This is a genomic window from Nostocoides veronense, assembly GCF_039531185.1.
In the GTDB taxonomy this organism is placed as follows: domain Bacteria; phylum Actinomycetota; class Actinomycetes; order Actinomycetales; family Dermatophilaceae; genus Nostocoides_A; species Nostocoides_A veronense.
This window is the reverse complement of the sequence record NZ_BAAAPO010000016.1, coordinates 168149-187073: the sequence shown is the minus strand read 5'-3', so window position 1 is coordinate 187073 and position 18925 is coordinate 168149. Positions and strand designations below refer to the sequence as shown.

The 18925-nt window shown below is 69.1% G+C and carries 14 protein-coding genes and 1 pseudogene; 5 read left to right on the top strand and 10 right to left on the bottom strand.

All coding sequences use genetic code 11. The features are described 5' to 3' along the window. Positions 1-17 precede the first annotated feature (17 nt). The gene (rpsA, locus tag ABD225_RS05660) at positions 18-1490 is read right to left on the bottom strand and encodes a 30S ribosomal protein S1 (RefSeq protein ID WP_344082346.1); all 1473 of its coding nucleotides are present in this window, start codon (positions 1488-1490) and stop codon (positions 18-20) included. Between the two features lie 146 nt (positions 1491-1636). Between rpsA and ABD225_RS05655 the strand changes: the two genes are divergently transcribed. Further along, positions 1637-2455, top strand: a complete 819-nt coding sequence (locus tag ABD225_RS05655) for a class I SAM-dependent methyltransferase (protein WP_344082344.1) — start codon at positions 1637-1639, stop codon at positions 2453-2455. A gap of 113 nt (positions 2456-2568) precedes the next feature. Here the strand turns inward: ABD225_RS05655 and ABD225_RS05650 are convergent, their stop codons facing one another. Continuing rightward, complete coding sequence (locus ABD225_RS05650) at positions 2569-4008, bottom strand: sugar porter family MFS transporter (protein ID WP_344082342.1); 1440 nt, start codon at positions 4006-4008, stop codon at positions 2569-2571. Positions 4009-4209: 201 nt separating this feature from the next. Here ABD225_RS05650 and ppgK point away from each other — a divergent pair, with 201 nt between their 5' ends. Beyond that, positions 4210-4965, top strand: a complete 756-nt coding sequence (ppgK, locus tag ABD225_RS05645) for a polyphosphate--glucose phosphotransferase (RefSeq protein WP_344082340.1) — start codon at positions 4210-4212, stop codon at positions 4963-4965. A 37-nt stretch (positions 4966-5002) separates the two neighbouring features. Here the strand turns inward: ppgK and ABD225_RS05640 are convergent, their stop codons facing one another. Both ABD225_RS05640 and pgfA read right to left on the bottom strand, forming a co-directional pair. After that, positions 5003-5998, bottom strand: a complete 996-nt coding sequence (locus ABD225_RS05640; protein WP_344082338.1) for a UDP-glucuronic acid decarboxylase family protein — start codon at positions 5996-5998, stop codon at positions 5003-5005. 3 nt (positions 5999-6001) lie between these two features. Continuing rightward, a complete protein-coding gene (gene pgfA, locus ABD225_RS05635) occupies positions 6002-7162 on the bottom strand; it encodes a cell envelope lipid trafficking protein PgfA (RefSeq protein WP_344082336.1) in 1161 nt (386 codons plus the stop codon). A gap of 161 nt (positions 7163-7323) precedes the next feature. Between pgfA and ABD225_RS05630 the strand changes: the two genes are divergently transcribed. Beyond that, complete coding sequence (locus ABD225_RS05630) at positions 7324-8490, top strand: acyltransferase family protein (protein ID WP_344082334.1); 1167 nt, start codon at positions 7324-7326, stop codon at positions 8488-8490. A 940-nt stretch (positions 8491-9430) separates the two neighbouring features. On the opposite strand, the pseudogene ABD225_RS18670 reads toward ABD225_RS05630, so the two are convergent. Continuing rightward, positions 9431-12505, bottom strand: a pseudogene (locus tag ABD225_RS18670) (alpha-(1->3)-arabinofuranosyltransferase domain-containing protein); the annotation flags it as partial. On the opposite strand from ABD225_RS18670, the gene ABD225_RS05620 reads away from it, so the two are divergent. After that, entirely contained in the window at positions 12504-13652 is a 1149-nt protein-coding gene (locus tag ABD225_RS05620) for a glycosyltransferase family 4 protein (protein ID WP_344082332.1), read from the top strand. The pseudogene ABD225_RS18670 and the gene ABD225_RS05620 overlap by 2 nt on opposite strands. Before the next feature lie 68 nt (positions 13653-13720). Here ABD225_RS05620 and ABD225_RS05615 read toward each other — a convergent pair whose 3' ends face one another. Both ABD225_RS05615 and ABD225_RS05610 read right to left on the bottom strand, forming a co-directional pair. Then, positions 13721-13870, bottom strand: a complete 150-nt coding sequence (locus ABD225_RS05615; RefSeq protein ID WP_344082330.1) for a hypothetical protein — start codon at positions 13868-13870, stop codon at positions 13721-13723. Positions 13871-14008: 138 nt separating this feature from the next. Then, complete coding sequence (locus ABD225_RS05610; protein WP_344082328.1) at positions 14009-15931, bottom strand: MmpA family trehalose lipid delivery protein; 1923 nt, start codon at positions 15929-15931, stop codon at positions 14009-14011. 148 nt (positions 15932-16079) lie between these two features. Between ABD225_RS05610 and ABD225_RS05605 the strand changes: the two genes are divergently transcribed. Further along, positions 16080-16787 carry a class I SAM-dependent methyltransferase gene (locus tag ABD225_RS05605; protein WP_344082326.1) on the top strand — a complete coding sequence of 236 codons (708 nt, stop codon included), beginning with the start codon at positions 16080-16082 and terminating at the stop codon, positions 16785-16787. On the opposite strand, the gene ABD225_RS05600 is transcribed toward ABD225_RS05605, so the two are convergent. From ABD225_RS05600 to ABD225_RS05590, 3 genes are read right to left on the bottom strand one after another with little or no spacing between them, the layout of a single operon-like run. Further along, entirely contained in the window at positions 16781-17281 is a 501-nt protein-coding gene (locus tag ABD225_RS05600; protein WP_344082324.1) for an HAD-IIIA family hydrolase, read from the bottom strand. The two genes, ABD225_RS05605 and ABD225_RS05600, sit on opposite strands and share 7 nt — an antisense overlap. Continuing rightward, the gene (locus ABD225_RS05595; RefSeq protein ID WP_344082322.1) at positions 17278-17859 is read right to left on the bottom strand and encodes a D-sedoheptulose-7-phosphate isomerase; all 582 of its coding nucleotides are present in this window, start codon (positions 17857-17859) and stop codon (positions 17278-17280) included. The genes ABD225_RS05600 and ABD225_RS05595 overlap by 4 nt, the downstream gene beginning before the upstream one ends. Further along, positions 17859-18902: a GHMP family kinase ATP-binding protein gene (locus tag ABD225_RS05590; RefSeq protein ID WP_344082320.1), complete on the bottom strand. Its 1044-nt coding sequence runs from the start codon at positions 18900-18902 to the stop codon at positions 17859-17861. Before ABD225_RS05590 ends, ABD225_RS05595 begins: the two co-directional genes overlap by 1 nt. Positions 18903-18925 lie beyond the last annotated feature (23 nt).

Here is an 18925-nt window from a genome sequence, read left to right as displayed (position 1 = left end):
GTGCGCCCGCGGGAAGGTCAGTTCCCGGTGAGCTTCTCGCGCAGAGCGGCCAGGGCCTCGTCGGAGGCCAAGGTGCCTTCGACGACCGGCGCAGCGCCGGTCTCGGTGGTGGTGGAGGAGTAGGACGAGGGTGCCTCGCCCGCGGCCTCGCCAGCCTCGGCGTCCGCCTTGGCGGCCGCCTCGACCTGCGCACGGTGCGCCTCCCAGCGCGCGTGCGCCTCGGCATACTGCTTCTCCCAGGCCTCGCGCTGCTTGTCGAAGCCCTCGAGCCACTGCTCGGTCTCCGGGTCGAAGCCCTCGGGGTACTTGTAGTTGCCGTTCTCGTCATACTCCGCGGCCATGCCGTAGAGGGTCGGGTCGAACTCGGCGAGGTTGGCGGCGTCCTCATTGGCCTGCTTCAGCGACAGGCTGATGCGACGACGCTCCAGGTCGATGTCGATGACCTTGACGAAGAGGTCGGAGCCGACCGTGACGACCTGCTCCGGCAGCTCCACGTGGCGCTCGGCCAGCTCGGAGATGTGGACCAGACCCTCAATGCCGTCCGCGACGCGCACGAACGCACCGAATGGCACCAGCTTGGTGACCTTGCCCGGCACGACCTGACCGATCGCGTGGGTGCGGGCGAAGTGCTGCCACGGGTCTTCCTGGGTCGCCTTCAGCGACAGCGAGACACGCTCGCGGTCCATGTCGACATCGAGCACCTCGACGGTGACCTCGTCGCCAACCTCGACAACCTCGGACGGGTGGTCGATGTGCTTCCAGGACAGCTCGGAGACGTGCACGAGGCCGTCCACGCCGCCCAGGTCGACGAAGGCACCGAAGTTGACGATGCTGCTGACGACACCGGAGCGGACCTGGCCCTTCTGCAACTCGCGCAGGAAGGTGGTGCGGACCTCGGACTGCGTCTGCTCCAACCACGCACGGCGCGAGAGCACGACATTGTTGCGGTTCTTGTCGAGCTCGATGATCTTGGCCTCGATCTCCTTGCCGACATACGGCTGGAGGTCGCGGACGCGACGCATCTCGACGAGCGAGGCGGGCAGGAAGCCGCGCAGGCCGATGTCGAGGATGAGGCCACCCTTGACGACCTCGATGACGGAGCCCTTGACGACGCCGTCCTCTTCCTTGACCTTCTCGATGGTGCCCCAGGCGCGTTCGTACTGGGCGCGCTTCTTGGACAGGATCAGGCGGCCTTCCTTGTCCTCCTTCTGGAGGACCAGGGCCTCGATCTCGTCGCCGACGGTGACGACCTCGTTGGGGTCGATGTCGTGCTTGATCGACAGCTCACGCGAGGGAATGACGCCCTCGGTCTTGTAGCCGATGTCGAGCAGGACCTCGTCCCGGTCGACCTTGACAACGCGGCCTTCGACGATGTCGCCGTCGTTGAAGTTCTTGATGGTCTGGTCAATGGCGGCCAGCAGCTCTTCCTCGGTGCCAATGTCGTTAATGGCGACCTGAGGGGCGGTCGAAGCGACCGTAGTTGCAGTCATGTAGAAGGGACTCCGATGCGGACAGAATGGTGATGGGACAATGGACTCGCGCTCGTGGGCACGCAAAACGCGCACACGTGTGCGAACAGCAGTCTAGTGGGCGTGACCAGGGTCGCCCAAATCGCGTCCGAGGAGCTGACCAGGCGATGAGTGGTGGGGCCGGACGTGTGGAGCGCGCGGCGGTCGGGCACGACGAGTCCATCGCCGCGCAGCGCCGGTGGTGGGACGGCGAGGCCGCCGATTACCGCGCGGAGCACGGCACCTTCCTCGGCGATTCCGGCTTCGTCTGGGGCCCGGAAGGCTGGACCGAGGCCGAGTTGTCGCTGCTTTCCCCTGCCGGAGGTATGCCGCCCGCCCCCGTCCTCGAGATCGGCGCTGGGGCGGCGCAGTGCTCGCGTTCGCTCCGGGCTCAGGGTGTCGAGGTCGTGGCCAGTGACCTCTCGGGCGGAATGTTGCGTCAAGGACAACTTATCGACGCCATCGCGCCGGATCATGTGCCGCTGGTGCAATGCGATGGTGCCCGGTTGCCCTTTGCCGAGGCGAGTTTCGGGACGGTCTTTACGGCGTATGGCGTGGTGCCCTTTGTTGCCGACTCGGCCGGCGTGATGCGCGAGGCGGCGCGCGTGTTGCGCCCCGGCGGCCGGTTCGTCTTCTCGACGACGCACCCCATCCGCTGGGCCTTCCCGGATGTGCCAGGGGTGAGCGGCTTGAGTGCGCATCAGAGCTATTGGGACACCAGGCCGTATGTCGAGCGCGACGCCCGCGGGCAGGTCACCTATGTCGAGCACCACCGCACGCTCGGTGAGCGGGTCCGGGAGATCGTTGCGGCGGGTCTGGACTTGGTCGACCTGATCGAGCCGCAGTGGCCCGAACGCAACGATCAGGAATGGGGTGGCTGGTCCCCCACCCGCGGCCGCGTCCTGCCGGGCACCGCCATCTTCGTCTGCCGCAAGCCCCTCGCCTGACCGCCCCGATTCGCTGCATCGACACTCGATCCGTGCATTGACACCCTGTGGAGAGGGTGTCAATGCACGGATCCAGGGTTACCGCGCGGATCGGGTGTCGATGTCGAGGCCCGTCAGGCGTGGTCGTCCATTTCCTCGAGTTCCTTGCCCTTGGTCTCGCTGACCCACTTCCAGACGAAGACGAAGGACAAGACCGCGCAGAGGGCATAGAAGCCATAGGCGATGCCGAGGGTGTCGCGCAGCTTCGGGAAGGAGACGGTGATCAACCAGTTCGCGACCCATTGAGCGGCGGCAGCCAGAGACAGTGCGGCAGCGCGGATCTTGTTGGGGAACTTCTCGCCGAGCAGGACCCACACAACCGGGCCCCACGACATACCAAAGGCCACAACGAAGAGGTTGGCGGCGACCAAGGCGATCATCCCGGCGGCGTCGGAGAGTTGCGGGATGCCCTCAGCGTTCAACGGGGCGCCGCCGAAGATGAAGGCCATGATTCCGAGGGTGATCGCCATACCCGTGGAGCCGATGAGCAGCAGCGGCTTGCGGCCGAACTTGTCGATGCTCGCGATGGCGATCAGGGTCGTGAGGATGTTGACGATCGAGGTGAAGACCGTGATCTTGAAGGAGTCGTCCTCACTGAATCCAACGGCCTCCCAGAGGATATTGGAGTAGTAGAAGATGACATTGATCCCGACGAACTGCTGGAAGACCGACAGGCCGATGCCGACCCAGACGATCGGCATCAGGCCCAGCGCCGGGCCTTTGACGTCGGCCATCGACGGCTTCTTCTCGCGCGCGACCGAGGCGCGGATCCGGTCGATCTTGACTTCCAGGTTCTTCTCGCCGAGCAGCGCCGATAGCACCTTGCGAGCCTCAGGGATCTTGTGGGTCGCGATCAAATAGCGCGGCGACTCGGGAATCGTCAAAGCCAAGACGCCATAGATGACGGCCGGCACGGCCATGGCGAGGAACATCCAGCGCCACGCCTCAAGCCCACCCCACAACTCCTCGCGCGAGCCGCCTGCGGCATTGGCCAGGAGATAGTCGACGAGCAGGGAGACGAAGATGCCGGTGACAATGGCCAATTGCTGCAGCGAGCCCAAGCGGCCGCGGATGTGAGCGGGGGCAATCTCGGCGATATAGGCGGGAGCGATAACCGAGGCGAAACCGACGCCGAGGCCGCCGATGATCCGGAAGATGATGAGCATCGTCAGGCTGTTGGCGAAACCCGTGCCGAGCGCCGAAATCAGAAAGAGGACGGCGGCGATCTTCATGACCGAGAGGCGACCGACCTTGTCGGCGATGCCGCCGGCGGTGAAGGCGCCCGCCGCGGCGCCGAGCAGGGCGGAGGCCACCGCGAAGCCAAGGGACTCCGAAGAGACCGCGAAGTGGTCCTCCACAGCCGAGACGGCGCCATTGATCACCGCTGAGTCATAGCCGAAGAGGAATCCACCAAGCGCCGCGACGCTCGCGATCCGAATGGCGCTCTTGCCGCTGCTGGTGTCCTGATCGTCATAGATCGACTCGACGTCCGACACCGGTCCGTGCTCACTCATGCTCTAGCCTCCAAACCCCACAGCGCAGATCCCCTGTGACCCGCGACACAATTTTGTAGCCTAGCCACAGCAGGCAATCTGCGCACTAGGTGGACACTGGGTGGCGGCGACACGGCCTTTGGGCCAGGATCGGACGTGGTCAATCCGCTCGAAAGATCGGCTTTCGGTGCGGTGCTGGGGACAAGGACGGAGCAACGGGCAATGGCGCACACAGTGGCTTTGGGGATCGACATCGGCGGGTCCGGCATCAAGGGCGCACCGGTGGATCTGAGAACCGGCGAGTTTCTGCAACCCCGTCTGAAGATCGCCACCCCAGCGGAGTCGACTCCCGCCGCCGTCGCGGCCATCGTCGACCAGATCGCCGACGAGTTCACCGACGACCTGCCGAAGGATGCCCCGATCGGGGTCACCATCCCCGGAGTCGTCCAGCATGGCGTCGTTCGTACGGCCGCCAATATCGACAAGAGTTGGATCGACGCCGAGGGCGAAAAGATCTTTTCCGACGCCTTGGGCCGCAAGTGTTTGCTCGTCAATGACGCTGACGCCGCCGGGGTTGCCGAACAACGCTATGGCGCCGCAAAAGGGCAGCAAGGCCTCGTCATCCTCACGACACTCGGCACCGGGATCGGCATCGCGCTGCTCCACAACGGCGTACTCATCCCGAACTGCGAACTCGGGCATATGGAGTTGAACGGTCACGATGCCGAGACGCGCGCGGCATCAAGCGTCAAGGACAAGGAGGGGCTGAAGTATGACGAGTGGGCCGCCGAGCGCCTCCAGCCGTACTACAAGCGGCTCGAAGACCTGCTGTGGCCCGATCTCTTCGTGGTCGGCGGCGGCGTCTCGCGCAAGCACGAAAAGTTCTTGCCCCTGCTGAAGTTGCGCACGCCGATCATCCCGGCAGCCTTGGAGAACCAGGCCGGCATCGTCGGCGCCGCGGCCCTCGCCGCGGACTGACGCGAGAGCTGGATTCCGAGACGTCCTAGCGCCGCAGCTACTCGCCGCGCAGGATGTGCTCGGTCGCTTGGGGATCCAGCGGCGGCACGGCGAAAGCCTGCGCCTGCTCCTGAGAGCGGAACCACTCGATCGTGCGCAACAGCCCGTCCTCGACAGCGACCTGCGGCTCCCAGGCCAAGACGGCCTGCGCCAAGGTCGTGTCTGGCTGCCGGATCGTGGGGTCGTCGACCGGCCGCTCGATGTGCACGATCTCGCTAGCGCTGCCGGTCAAGTCGATGATCCAGCGCGCGAGGTCGAGCATGGCGATCTCGTGGGGGTTACCAATATTGATCGGGCCGCTGTGGTCTGCGTCGGCCATCGCCAGGATGCCCGTGACCAGGTCGTCGACATAGCAAATCGACCGGGTCTGCTTGCCATCACCCGCGACCGTGACCGGCTCCCCCGCCAAGGCTTGGCGGATGAAGTTCGGGATCGCTCGGCCGTCATCGGGGCGCATTCGCGGTCCGAAGGTGTTGAAGATCCGCACGATGCCGGTGTCGACCCCGTGCGTATGCCGATACGCCAGGGTCAGTGCCTCGGCGAAGCGCTTCGCCTCGTCATACACCCCCCGCGGGCCGACCGGATTGACGTGCCCCCAGTAGCTCTCCGGCTGCGGATGGACCTCCGGATCGCCATACACCTCCGAGGTGGAGGCGAGCACGAACCGCGCACCCTTGTCCTTGGCGAGGCCAAGCGCGTGCAGCGTCCCGATCGAACCGACCTTGAGGGTCTCGATCGGCACGCGCAGGTAGTCGACCGGCGAGGCCGGGCTGGCGAAATGTAGGACGAGATCGACGGGCCCGACGACGTGGAGGTAGTCCGTGACATCGGTGCGGACCAGGCGGAAGCCGTCGCGACCTTGCAGGTGCTCGACATTGGCCGGGGTGCCAGTCAGGAAGTTGTCCAGGCACACCACCTGGTCGCCGCGCTCAATGAGCCGCTCGCACAGGTGTGATCCGAGGAAGCCCGCGCCGCCCGTGACGACGACACGCATGAACTACTCCTTGGTCAGGTCGATGCCCGGACGGCGGATGGTGCCGTCGGCGAGCCGAACCGTGCCATCCGGCAGCCGGACGGCGCCCTCGGGCATGTCGATGTCGGGGCGGCGAACAGTCGCTTCCGGCAGGTCATCGCCGGAACGACGGACTGTGGCGTCCGTGCCACCGAAGAGCGGCTTGGTGGGCTCGTCAGCGCCGGCCCGAACGGTCGTGGCACCGACCGGCTTGGTGAACTCGGGCTTGGTGCCGATGCGCTCGCCCTCGGTGGTCTTCACCTGCGTCGTCGCGGCGGCCTCGTCGCGACCGCGGCCGAGCAGCATACCCAGCCCGAGCGAGAGCAGGCCGAGTAGGCCAGCGATCCACGGAAGCTTGCCGACCAGGCCAAGCTTGCCGCCATTGGTCTTCGCGTCATCGACATTCGCCTGGACCTGGGCGTCGGTGAAGGCGAGGTCCATGTCGAGTGCGGCCGAACCGTCAGGCAACACACGGACCTGCTTCTCGGCCTGCTTGATGATCGAGCCGGTCAGCGGGTCGATCCACATCGTCTTGTCATCGGAGTACTTGCCCTGCACACCGGACGCGATCTCGGCAGGGCGATCGACGACATTGATATTGAACTTGTAGGTCTTGAGCCCGTTGACTTCTTCTTCGCCGACGAAGGCGGCGTCAACGGCGTCCTTGAGGATGGAATCCCAGAAGGGGTAGGTCTTCTTCTCGACGTCGAATGGGAACTTGTTGATCAAGCCCGAGTGCGGAGAGGCGTTGGCACCGACATACTTCGCCTGGTCGTCCTCGGCGAGCGCGGTCTTGCGATTAGTCGCGAAGTTGTCCGTGCCGGCGTTGATCAGGATGCTGTTCTCGCCTTCAGCGCTAACACAGTCCGGCGCATTGCCGTCCTTGTTCCACATCAGGCAGGTGAAGGTCTGGAAGACCGCCGTGTCACCCGTGGAGGCGTCGCCGTCGGTGACTGTGTGACTGGTGGCCTTGACCGGGGCGCGATCGGAACCGAGGTAGCTGGCCTCGCCCGTAAGCGTGGTCAGGCTGTCGACATTCAGGGGGGTCTTCTTGACCTGGCCCGGCACCCAGAGGAGGACGAGAAGGGCTGTCGTGAGCAGGAAACCGCCGACTCCGAGAAGGAGCGGTCCGAAAATCTTGCGCATAGGGATCGTGCAACTCCTCGCGTGGGCAGCAACCCACCACGTCGTCGGTCGGTCGGCAGATGCTACCAGCGAGTAGATGGAAGTGCACAAACCCTCCGCCGCTGGGCGCGCCCGGCCCGGACTCGTGAGGATGACGCCCGCTCGCCTCCTATGCTCCCCGCATGGAATCCGGCGGCGGGCAAACGGGTGCACTGCCCGTCCACGACGCCGCCCTCGACGGCCTGCGGGCGGTCGCGGCCGGCCTCGTCGTGCTCACCCACGCTGCCTTCCTCAGCGGCGCCGTCAATAGCGCCGGCCTGGTGGGCCATCTCATGGGGCGCGGCGACTTCGGGGTGGCGATCTTCTTCGCTCTCTCGGGCTATCTGCTGCACCGTGGCTTCCTGCGTGCCCCGGCAAGCCGCGCAACCCTGCCGCGCTATTACCTGCGGCGGGCGGCCCGGGTGCTCCCGGCATACTGGCTGGTCCTGCTGGTGGTCGCGCTCACGGCGCACCCGAGCACGCGCGACCTCGTGCTGCATGCGCTCGGGATGCAGATTTATGCCCGCGGCTCGCACCTGCCGAGCTTCTCGCAGGCCTGGTCGATCGCGACCGAACTCTCCTTCTATGCGGTGCTGCCACTGATCGCCGCGGCGCTCGCGCGGCTGCGGACCCGGCGGCCGGACGCGCCCTTGGGGATGCTGACGCTGACGCTGCCGCTGGCCGTCCTCGTGACGGGGCTGGTCCCCGCGACGGATGTGGACACCGGCATACCCGCTGAGCGCTGGCTGCCCGCGCGCGCGGCGAGCTTTCTGGTCGGCATGATCCTCGCGGAGGCAGTCGCGCGGCCGGACCATCCGGTCAGCACGCGGCTGCGTTCGTGGACCCGACCGGCGGGACCGATCCTCGTGGTGGGGGCGGCGGCATACCTCTTCGCCACCACTCCGGTGGCCGGCCTGCTCACCCTCGGCGTGGTCGACGGCTGGCGGCTCGCGGCGAAGATGGCGCTGTCCTGTGTGGTCGCCGGAGCGCTCTTGCTGCCGCTGGTGCTCGGCGGCGCGAATGGGTATGCCCGCGCGCTCGCCCACCCCGCGATGGCGTGGCTGGGCCGGGTGTCCTATGGCACCTTCTTGTGGCATGTGCCGGTCTTCACTGGGATGTATGCCGTCAGCGGCGTGCAGTATTTCTCGGGCGGGCTGCTGCCCCTCCTCGCGCTGGGCGTGCCGATCACGCTGGCTCTGGCGACGCTGAGCTATCACCTGGTGGAGTTGCCGCTGATGCGGTGGGCGGCGCGCCGGCGCGGACGCGCGCGGCCGGCGCCAGCAGCACACACAGCAGCGCCGCGAGGCTGAGCAAGCGGGTCGTGCCCGCGATGGCTGGGCTACCTGGCCCGAGGCCGGACGCGGCAACGGCGTGGACGATTGCGGCGCTGGTGGCCAACACCAATGCGGCCAGGGGCAAGGCCCCTCGCGATCGCACCCGGAGCGCGAGCACCGTCATGACCAGGCCGACGAGCGCACCGGGCCATGAGGCCACGGCGACCCCGCCAAGGATGGCGAGGAGGGCCGTGAAGGCACGGCGGTGCCGGACCTGCGGCGGCGACTGCGGCGCCCGCTGCGGCGCCTCGGGGGTGTCGGCGGCGCGGCGACGCGCCGGCCAGATCGCGGTGAGGACCAGTCCGCCCGCCAGCACGGCACCAAACAGCAAGGCGGTCCGGTAGGCCCGGTCGGGGCCGAATTCCACGACCACCTCCCCCGCCGCACCGGTCGGGATGAGGAACGCCTGCCGGTAGCCGTCGACGATCTGCGGGGCCAAGGCCCGGCCATCGAGGGTGGCCCGCCAGCCGGGGTTGGTGTTCTGCGTCAGCGCGAGCACCCGGTCGAAGCTGGCTGAGGTGACGGACCCGGTGCGGCGGCCCCCGGCATACGCCCTGGTCGGGAGCGGCTGGCCGGCCTGGCGCACCGAGCCGGCGACCGCTGCATCGGCGGTGCGCGCGAGGAGGCTCGCGGGCACCATTGATTCCCAGGTGCCGACGCTGAGCATGATCTCGCCGGCGGGCAGGTCGATCCGCTCGCACGCCTGCCAGTAGCCCGCGGCCGTGCCCATCAGCGCGGCCCGGTCGGCGATGACGGCGGTGGGCACCTTTTTGCCCCCGACGCGCAGCGTGGGGCCGGACCCGCACGGCACCCCGACGGTCGTGTTGACGGCCGGGAGCTGCGCCCCGACGAGCGCCAGGGCGCTGAACTCGGCCGCGGCCAGCGCGGAGGTGCCGGCGTCCGGGAGGAATTCGACGTCGAGGGTGCGCGTGGTGGCCGCCGTGAGCTCGATCGTGCCGTCGCGGCGCAGGCGGGAGACTTCTCGCGTGCCATCGCGGGTGACGCTCACGGCCATCGGGGCGTGCTCGTCGAGCCAGTCGGCGCGGGCCCTCACGCGCAGGCCGGTCACGCGCTGCGGTGCGTCGAAGGCGATATGGATGCTCGGGGTGCGGTCGTCGGTCGCGGGGCTCCACGCCGTCTCCGGCAGGCCGTCGAGGAGGGCCAGCGGGTCCCCCGGTGCCCCAAGCGTACGGCTGCTCGACGCGGTGACGCTCTCGATGCCCGGCAGCTTGAGCAGGGCTGAACGATGAGCCGGATCGGCCATCAGGGCGCCGCTGACGACATACGAGCCCGCGGCGGTGGTCCGCACGATACGGGTGAGCGGACCGGTGTCCTCGGCTGGCCGGAAGCCGCCGCTGAGGCATTGGTAGCCGTCCTCGGTGCGCACGCAGCCGTCGAAGGCGTCCGTGTCGCGGCTGGCGACGATGGCCTGCGTGGGACCCTTGGTCTGAGGGTCAGGCAGCGCGATCGCCTCGCCCGGGTGCAGGTCGGGGATGCTCACCTCGGCCAGGCCCGTGGCCACGTCGGCGGGGTTGCCGCCGGCGGTTTGGAGTATGCGGATCCGCAGCTCCGCACCCTCCCCGGCGGGTAGGGCGACCCTGGTGCCGGTCGGGGCGATCGCGGCCTCGGTGCGCTGACCGGCGAAGGTGATCTCCACGCGGGTCGCGGCGGCGACGGTGCGGCCGAAGACCGTCGGATCGGCGGTCGGCAGGAGGCGCACCGACGGGATCTTCCGCGGGGTGGTGAGCCGGATGGTGAGGGTGGGGTCCGGGTCGCCGAAGACGATCCAGGCGGTGTCGGGATCGCCGTCGAGGGCGGCATACGGCCGGCGAGCGGGAAACAAGCCCGCGAGGCTGAGCTGGTCGCTGAGCGCGCTGGAGGCGGTGACGGAGGCGAGGCCGCCGCTGAAGGTCACAACCGAACGCAGGGCGAGGTCGGGCCAGGGCAGATAGTCGATGCCCTCGGCGGCTTCGGCCAGGGTCAGGGTGCGGGTGATGTCGTGGCCGCGAGTGGCGCCGAAATAACGGGTGCGGGCGCGCAGCGTGTCGGTTTCGATGCGGGGCGCGGTGTTCGCCGTAGTCGAGGCGTCGCCGTCGAAGATCACCGGTCCCGCGGCCAGCGCCGATTCCTGCAGCGCGGGCAGCGCTTCGCTGGCGCCCGAGACGACCGGCAGGGAGGCCAGCGGCCAGAGTGTGGCCGGCGGCGTCGCCTCCCCATCCAGGGCGAAGATCTCCACTGGCGAGACACGCTGCCCGGTCTCGTTGTGGATGGCCTGGCCGAAGCCTGCGACGCGCCGGGCCGCCTTGGTGTCCACAAGGGCCGAGCGCGTGAGGATGACGAGGTCTCCGCCGGTGGCGCGGGTGTCGAGGTCGTTGCGTAGGACGACATACTTCACACCCGCGGCGAGCAGCGCGGGCACCGCGCCGCGCAGGTCGCGGGCGCTCTGGGCGCGCCGCTGCACCTCATCGAGCAGCCGGATGGTGCCGGCGGGCGTGAGGGGGACGGCGTCGCGGACGGCATAGGGCGCGGACGTCAGCGAGCGCAGCGGCTCATCGATCGTGCGCCCCCAGGTGTATTCGGCGAAGCTCGAGGACGGCAAGATGATCGCCCCGCCCTGGTCGGCGTGCGCATCTAGCCAGGCCCCCGCATCGCGCCACTGCCGCGGCATCTCGGTGAAGGTGCCGCGCGTGGCGACCACCCCGCTCAAGGCGGGCCCGGCGACCACGAGGACGAGCCCGGCCGCGACGGCGGGGGCGAGGGCACGGTGGCGCAGGGCGCGGGCGGCATACCCCAGCAGATTGACGAGGCCAATGGCGAACGGGAGGCGCACGAGCGGGTCGGCTTTGTGGACATTGCGCAGCGGCGCGAGCGGCCCGTCGAGCAGGTCGCGCATCGCTGGTGCCATCGGGCTGGCGAGCGCCCCTGACTGCGGGAGCACGAGGAGGATCAGGCCGAGGAGCAGCGTGAGGAGCAGGAAGCGGCGCTCGCGAATCGGCAGCGCGAGGCCGGCCAGGGAGGCGCCGGCGAGCATCCCGGAGGCGATGACGATCGTGCGCGAATCCGCGATCGCCCAGCCTGCCGGCCACCACGGGCCGCCGGTCACCAGGAGGTGGCCGAGCCAGTGGTCGGTGCCCTTGAGCACATCGAGCAGGCCGAGCGGCGAGACGACGGCGGCGGCGTTTTCGATCCAGTGGAGGAAGGGCGGGCTGTAGCGCCCGAGCAGTAGGAGTGGGCCGAGCCACCAGGCACTCGCGGCCGCCGCCGCCAGTGCCCAAGCCCAGGTGAGCGATCTTCGCCACCAACGCCGCCGGGTGACCAACCAGACGCCCGCCGGGACCGCCGCCAGGAGCGTCGCCGTGGCGTTAACGCCGCCGCACAGCAGGATGGCCACGCCCGAAAGGGCCGCGGCTCGCCGGGTGCTGAGCCGGCCCCGGTCCGCGAGGACAAGAGGCAACAGGATCGCCGGGGCGAGCAGTTGCGTCTGCGCTTCGGGCGAGATGGCGCCCATGGTCGAGAGCACGCGAGGCGCCAGGGCGTAGGCCAGCGCGCCCACGTGGACCGCGCCGTATCGCCCATATCCCAGCGCCCGAAGCACGGCCAAGGTGGCCAGGAAACCGATGGTGAGCAGCGCGGACCACCAGAGGCGCTGGACGAGCCATACGGGCAGCACCTCGGACAGCACGGCATAGAACGGCCCCATCGGGAAGAGGTAGCCGTAGCCCTGGTTCTGCAGCATCCCCCACGTGACCTGCGGATCCCACAGGTGCAGGGCGCGCCGCATCAGACCCCAGGCGTCGACATAGAGATCGTTCTTGGTGTCTTCGCCGATCTGGCCGGCGGGTGTCGACCAGGCGACCGTCCATACGACGAGCAGGCCGGCGAGGGTCAGCAGTCGGCCGGTGGGCCGCGACGAGCCAGAGAGTGAAGGGCTACCGTGCGGTATCTTTCGCTCTGCCCTGGCCTGCACCCGGACATGGTAGGGCGCCGCCATGATCACGCCCGCCCCGCCGCCGAGGACCCCGATGAGCCCGCGCCACCTGCGCCTCCTATTCCTCTCCTGGCGCGATCAGCACCACCCCGAGGCTGGCGGGGCCGAGCGCTATCTGAGTGAGGTCGCCGAGGGGCTTGCGGCCCGGGGGCATCAGGTGACGATCCGCACCGCGGCATACCCCGGCGGGGTGCCGGACGAGGTGGTGCGGGGGGTGGCTTATTCGCGACGCGGTGGCCACTATGGCGTTTTCCCGCGGGCGCTGGTGTCGCGGCTCGCAGGCCGCCAGCGCGCGGATGTCGTCATCGACGTCCAGAATGGCGTGCCTTTTCTTTCGCCGCTGGCGGGCGGCTCGCGGGTGATCAACCTGGTTCATCACGTGCACAAGGAGCAGTGGCCGATCGTCCTCGGGGCGCGCGCGGCCGGCGTCGGCTGGTGGCTGGAGTCGGGCGTGGCGCCCGCGGTCTACCGGCGCAGTGAGTATGTCGCCGTTTCGGACTCCACGCGCTCCGAACTGGTGGGCCTCGGCGTCGACGCGGGGCGGATCACGGTGATCCACAATGGCACCGATGTCGTCGCCGATCCCGAGGCTGTCCGCTCCCCTAGCCCGGTGATCACCGTGCTCGGCCGGTTGGTGCCGCACAAGCGGGTCGAGATGGCGATTGAGGCGACGGCCGCTTTGCGGTCGGACTTCCCCGAACTACACCTGTTCGTCGTGGGATCCGGCTGGTGGCGCCCCAAGCTCGAGGAGTATGCCGCCGCCCTCGGTGTCGAGTCGGCCGTCACCTTCACGGGCCAGGTCTCGGAGGCCGAAAAGCACCGGCTGCTCGCGGAGTCATGGGTGCTCGCGTTTCCGTCGGTCAAGGAGGGCTGGGGGCTCGTGGTGGTCGAGGCCGGCGTGCACGGCACGCCCGCCGTGGCCTTCCGAGATGCGGGAGGCCTGCGCGACTCAATCCACGATGGCGAGAGCGGGCTGTTGTGCGAGGACGGTCAGGAGGCCTTTACGGCGGCGCTGCGGCGCATCCTCGCTGATCCCGCCGAGCGCGACCGGCTGGGGTCGGGGGCGATGGAATGGGTGACGCGTTTTCGCTGGTCAGACACCATTGATGCGTGGGAGCGGCTGCTGGTCGGGACTGTCACGGCCCGCTGAGTTGCGTGGGGAAAAGAGAACGGCCCCACCATCCGCGTGGGATGTGGAGCCGCGTGCGACAGGCCCGATCAGGGCTCGTCGTAGACCGCCATCTGCGCCGGAGCCTTGGTCGGGGACGGCGTGATGGCACCGACGCCACCCCAGATGCCGAAGAGGGCAAGGACCACACCAGTAGCAAAGGCCCCAATCGGGGCAAGCGAAGCACTTCCGGAACGCATGTACCGAAGAGTAGCAAAGACATCGTCGATTGCGTAAACGCCTCTCGCCCGCGCGTCGCCGGGGCGTGTGGGGTGTGTGCAACTTCTGCTAGCACGGGTTAGTTGAATCCGCAGACCTTGCAAGGTGTGCAGATTCGACTAAATGGTGCTAGCAGAAGTTGCGCGACCCCCTCGGGCACGGCCCGCTCGGGCGGAGCGCCATCGCGGGAGGGCGCCGACGGAGACAAGTAGCCAGGTCGCCAGCGTGAGCGCCCAGCCGGCGCGGACGGGACCGGACATGCTGGGCAGGGGGGTCGTGCTGGGGCCCAGGTCGTATGCCGCCGCGCTCGGACCACTCGCGATCGGCACCTGGCCGGCGAGCGAGTCCGGGACGAGCGGCGACGCACCCGCAGCCGGACCTGAGCCAGTGGCCGCGTCGGCATCGGGCGCGGCCCCCGCGGCGGCATCGGTTTCGATCAGGACATAGCGCACGCCTTGACGGCGCAAAGCCTCAACGGGATCGGCGCCCGCGGCGATCTCGGCGCTGACGGCGGCAGACCGCGGGTCCTCCCCCGCCACCCATCCGCTGCGGGTGGGCAGGGCGTCATTAGCCAGCACTTGCTGGCCCACTAGGCGCGGCGCCACCGTCAGGGCGACGCGCTCGCCATTCCACGGATAGCGCCGATATTGATTCCACGGCAGCAGTCCCACGAGCCCTGCTTCACGCCCCGATAGAGCCGCTGTCGTCGCGAGATACTCGGCGGGCACCTGCGAGCTGACCAGCCGGCCGCCCAGACCCCAAGCAAAGGTGGGTTGCAGCGCAAGCGGCAGCAGCGTGGCGGCGATGGCGAGCACCGGGGCGGCGGCACGCAAGGCGGGCAGACGGCATACCCGATGCACGGCCACACCGACGGCGAGGGCGACGAGCAGCATCCAGGGTGCCAGCAGTTTCTGGCTATCGCGCAAGACCCCGCCGCCGGGCACGGCCGACAGTAGCCACGACCACAGGCCCTCCGAGGCGGAGCTTCCGCTGATGGTCACGAGCAGCAGACCGAGCAGCCCAGCCCCGACGAGCGGGACCAGCGGCGAGCGGACGAGCCGTGGCAGCGCGACGACCAGGGCTGCGAGGAACCCCAACGTCAATACACCCGTCAGCGGTGCGGGGCCGCGGACGGCATGAGTCGCTTGACTCCACAAGGCGCCACCGCTGAGCGCCGACCCGAACAGGCCGTATGGCGTGTCCGCCCGCGCCGCAAACAGCCGAGTGCCCGCCGGATCGCCCGCGACACCGGCCAGCAGAGCCGGGAGCGCCCACGCGGCAGCCGATCCCGCGGCCACCAGCAGCGCCAGCCCACCCGCGCGAGGGGACCACCGGCCGCCATACGCACCCGGCCACAGCACGACAATCAGCACCACCGGCGCGGTGATGATCAGCGCATTCGCCCCACCCACTCCGGACCCGGCCAGCCACGCGAGCACCGGCCAGCTCCCCGCGATCCCAGCCCGATGCCGCACGGCCGCGCGCACCAACCAGGGCAGCACGGCATACGCCAGCAGCACCGTCCAGTGACCGATCGCCAACCGCTCGGCAACGAACGGATTCCACACCGCCACGGCCGCCGCGACGCACCGACCCCCGAGGCCCGGTGCCTCCCGTTTATCTCCGGATGCCGGAAACTTGCGCTTCACCCCACTTTCTAGGCGGGGTGAAGCGCAAGGTTCCGGCATCCGGAGAGAATCGTGTGACTCGGGCGCCAGCCCAACGGGGGCGAGGAGGCGGGCGGCGCCCATGCCGGCCAGCGCCAGCGAGCCCACCACGAGCAGCGCCTCGGCGAGGCCGGCGCCGATGAGGCGGCCGAGCAGGACGGCGACGGCATCGCTCGGCACGGCACGGGGAGCGGGTATGCCGACCCCCAGGACGAAGGGCGTCCACCGGGGCCGCGGCACCCACGCCAGGTCGTAGGCGATCACGGTGCCCCGCGCGAGGAAGGGCGCGCCGATCAGCAATGCGCACGCCAGCGCGACCAGATCGGGCGCGTGCCGCAGTAGGCGCGAGGCCGGGCCGCCGGTTGTCGAGCTCATGGCGGCCTCCTCACACGACATCCCGCCGGGGACACTCGCCGGGACCTCCCGCCGAATCTTCGGCAGCCTAATCGTCGTGCCACAATCGATCGCCCCGCTCCCCCGATCGACAAGAGGCCCGCGTGTTCCACCCCGGTGAGGGGCGCAGATGAGCGCCGGCACCTTTGACGCTGCCTGGGCCCTGGCGCACGACATTCCCGGCTGGCTCACCCCTGATCAGGCGCGCCTGTTGTGGGATACGGCGCTCGCCGCCAGCCCAGCACCGGTGGTCCTCGAGATCGGCAGCTATCAGGGCCGCAGCACGGTCGTCCTCGGCAGCGCCGTCGCACAAACCGGGGGCCGAGTGGTGGCCGTGGATCCCTTCGTCGATGACTGGAAGTACGGCTCACCCCTGACCCAGGGGCGCTTCGAAGCGCACCTTCAGCGCGCCGCCGTCGCGGACCGGGTCGAGTTGCTCAAGGAGTATTCGACCCGCGCCCGCCCGACGTGGAATTCCCCCATCGATGTGCTCTTCATCGACGGCAAACATGATGTCTGGACCGTCCTCGACGACCTCAAGTGGGCGACCCATGTCCCCGACGGCGCCCCAGTCCTCATCCACGATTGCTTCTCCTCCGTGGGCATCACCCTGGGCGTACTCACCCTGTTGCGCCCCGGGGCCCGGCTGCGCTATCGCGACCGCGCCGGCTCCCTGGCGCGCTTCGAGGTCGGCTCCCCCGGGATGGCGGGCCGACTGCGTCTGCTCGCCGAAATGCCCTGGTGGGCACGCAATCTCGGCATGAAGGTGCTCCTGCGTCTGCGACTGAACACCATCGCGCGCCGCCTCGGCCACGACAGCCCCTACGACCCCTACTGACCCGCAAGGATCCGGTCGACGGCCGCCGCAAGGTCGGGGACATCGACGCCGAGCTCGTATGCCGTCATCCCCAGCCCGCGCGCCGGCGCCACATCGCTCGGCATATCCCCGACCATGACGCACCACTGCGGCCGGGCCCATGGCTGCGCGACGAGTTCGTCGCGGAACAGACCGTCGGCGGGCTTGCGGCATACGCACTGATCGTGGTCGTGCGGGCAGACCCGGATCGCGTCCAGGTGGGCGCCCTCGGCGGCCAGCAGGTCCACCAACTGTGCCGTGACGCGCTCGTATGCCGCCCACTCCAGTCGCCCGGTCGCCAGGCCGCGCTGGTTGGTCACCACCACGACCCGCGCTCCGGCGGCATTGAGCCGCGCGATCGCCGCAGCGGCCCCCGGCAGCAACTCGACATCCGCGGGGTCATCGACATAGCCCCCGACCCGGCGGACATTGATGGTGCCGTCGCGGTCGAGGAAGGCGATATCGGGGGCGGTCACGGCCAAGCGTGATCGACGGCTTCGCACCAGGCGTGCGTCCACATCAAGTGGACTTCTTGGATGCGCGGCGTGTAGTCGCTGGGCACGACCAGGACGTGGTCCGCCCGCTCCCGCAGGTGCTCGCCCCGCGACCCGGTGAGGGCAATCGTGGCCAGGCCGGCGGCCCGCGCCGCATCCAGGGCGAGGGTGATATTCCCCGACGTGCCGCTCGTCGTCATCACGATGAGAACGTCGCCGGGGCGCCCATGGGCACGCACCTGCCGCGCGAAGATCTGCTCGAAGGCGTAGTCATTGCCGATAGCCGTGATCGCCGTCGGCGACTCCGCGAGACTCAAGGCGGGCAATGGGTCGCGATCTCGCACGCACTTGCCGGCGAATTCGGCGGCCACATGCGAGGACATCGCCGCACTGCCGCCATTGCCCGCGACGAGCACCTTGGCGCCCCCGCGTAGCGCCGCCAGCAGCGCCAACCCGGCGGCGTCCACGGCCGCGACAAGGTCCGGTTCCACGAGGGCAACGGCCAGCCGAGCCCACTCGGCCCGCGCCTGCGCATGGAAGGTCTCCATGAGCTCCGACATCAGCCCTCCACCCGCCACGTGGTGACACCCTGCTGCGTGAACGTGAACTCGCCGACCGACATACCCATCGCCAGCAGCTTCTCGGCGACGAGATGTTTCCGCTCGAACTCGCACACGAAGATCATGTGCCCGCCGCCGCCGGCGCCTGTGACCTTCGCGCCCAGCGCGCCATTGGCCAGCGCCACGGCCACCGCCTCGTCGATCAGCGGGGTGGAGATGCGCGCGGACAGCTTCCGCTTCTCCTGCCAGGCCTGGTCGAGCAGATGACCGAAGTCGCTGACATCGCCGCGCAGCAGCGACTGTTTCATGGCGTGCGCGATCTGCTTCTGCGCGCGCAAGCCGGACAGGGCATCCACATGCCCGCCCTCATAGCGCGTGACCTGGTCTTCGATGATGTGATCCGCGGTGCGGGTATGCCCGGTGAAGGCCAGCAGGATGTTGTGCTCCAGTTCGTGGACGGTCGCCTCGCGCACCCGCAGCGGATAGACCGTCACCTCCCGCGCCCCGAACTCGATGAAGTTGAAACCCCCGAAGGCGGCGGCATATTGGTCCTGCAGGCCGCCGGCGATCCCGAGATCCTGGCGCTCCAGCCGCACCGCCTGCTCGGCGATCTCGTGCGGTGTCAGGTCCACCCCGAGGTGGGCCGCGACGAGCGCGATGACCGAGACCATGACCGCGCTGGAGGAGCCGAGGCCCGAGCCGGGCGGGGCATTGGTATGCAGGAAGAGGTCGAAGCCGGTGGGCTTGAAGGCGTGCGGATATTCCAGCAGGTGCTTGATCGCGGCCTTCGGCAGGTCGAGCCGGCCGTCGAGAACGACCGGATTGTCGAGGGCGAAGTCCACGGTGTCGCCATAGTCCAGCGATTGCACGGTGATCGTGCTGTCCGACCGGGGCCGCAGGGTCGAATAGGCATAGCGGTTGATCGTCGAGGACAGCACGGCACCACCCTCGCGCTCGGGGAAGGGCGGGACGTCCGTGCCACCGCCCGCAAAACTGACCCGCAAGGGCGCGCGAGCGCGCAAGGTGGATCGGGTGGGGGTCACGGGGGTCCTTCCACGGATGGCGG

Coding starts and splice junctions, on each gene's coding strand:
- rpsA (WP_344082346.1), bottom strand. CDS start 1,490: ATGACTGCAACTACGGTCGCTTCGACCGCCCCTCAGGTCGCCATTAAC.
- ABD225_RS05655 (WP_344082344.1), top strand. CDS start 1,637: ATGAGTGGTGGGGCCGGACGTGTGGAGCGCGCGGCGGTCGGGCACGAC.
- ABD225_RS05650 (WP_344082342.1), bottom strand. CDS start 4,008: ATGAGTGAGCACGGACCGGTGTCGGACGTCGAGTCGATCTATGACGAT.
- ppgK (WP_344082340.1), top strand. CDS start 4,210: ATGGCGCACACAGTGGCTTTGGGGATCGACATCGGCGGGTCCGGCATC.
- ABD225_RS05640 (WP_344082338.1), bottom strand. CDS start 5,998: ATGCGTGTCGTCGTCACGGGCGGCGCGGGCTTCCTCGGATCACACCTG.
- pgfA (WP_344082336.1), bottom strand. CDS start 7,162: ATGCGCAAGATTTTCGGACCGCTCCTTCTCGGAGTCGGCGGTTTCCTG.
- ABD225_RS05630 (WP_344082334.1), top strand. CDS start 7,324: ATGGAATCCGGCGGCGGGCAAACGGGTGCACTGCCCGTCCACGACGCC.
- ABD225_RS05620 (WP_344082332.1), top strand. CDS start 12,504: ATGATCACGCCCGCCCCGCCGCCGAGGACCCCGATGAGCCCGCGCCAC.
- ABD225_RS05615 (WP_344082330.1), bottom strand. CDS start 13,870: ATGCGTTCCGGAAGTGCTTCGCTTGCCCCGATTGGGGCCTTTGCTACT.
- ABD225_RS05610 (WP_344082328.1), bottom strand. CDS start 15,931: ATGAGCTCGACAACCGGCGGCCCGGCCTCGCGCCTACTGCGGCACGCG.
- ABD225_RS05605 (WP_344082326.1), top strand. CDS start 16,080: ATGAGCGCCGGCACCTTTGACGCTGCCTGGGCCCTGGCGCACGACATT.
- ABD225_RS05595 (WP_344082322.1), bottom strand. CDS start 17,859: ATGTCGGAGCTCATGGAGACCTTCCATGCGCAGGCGCGGGCCGAGTGG.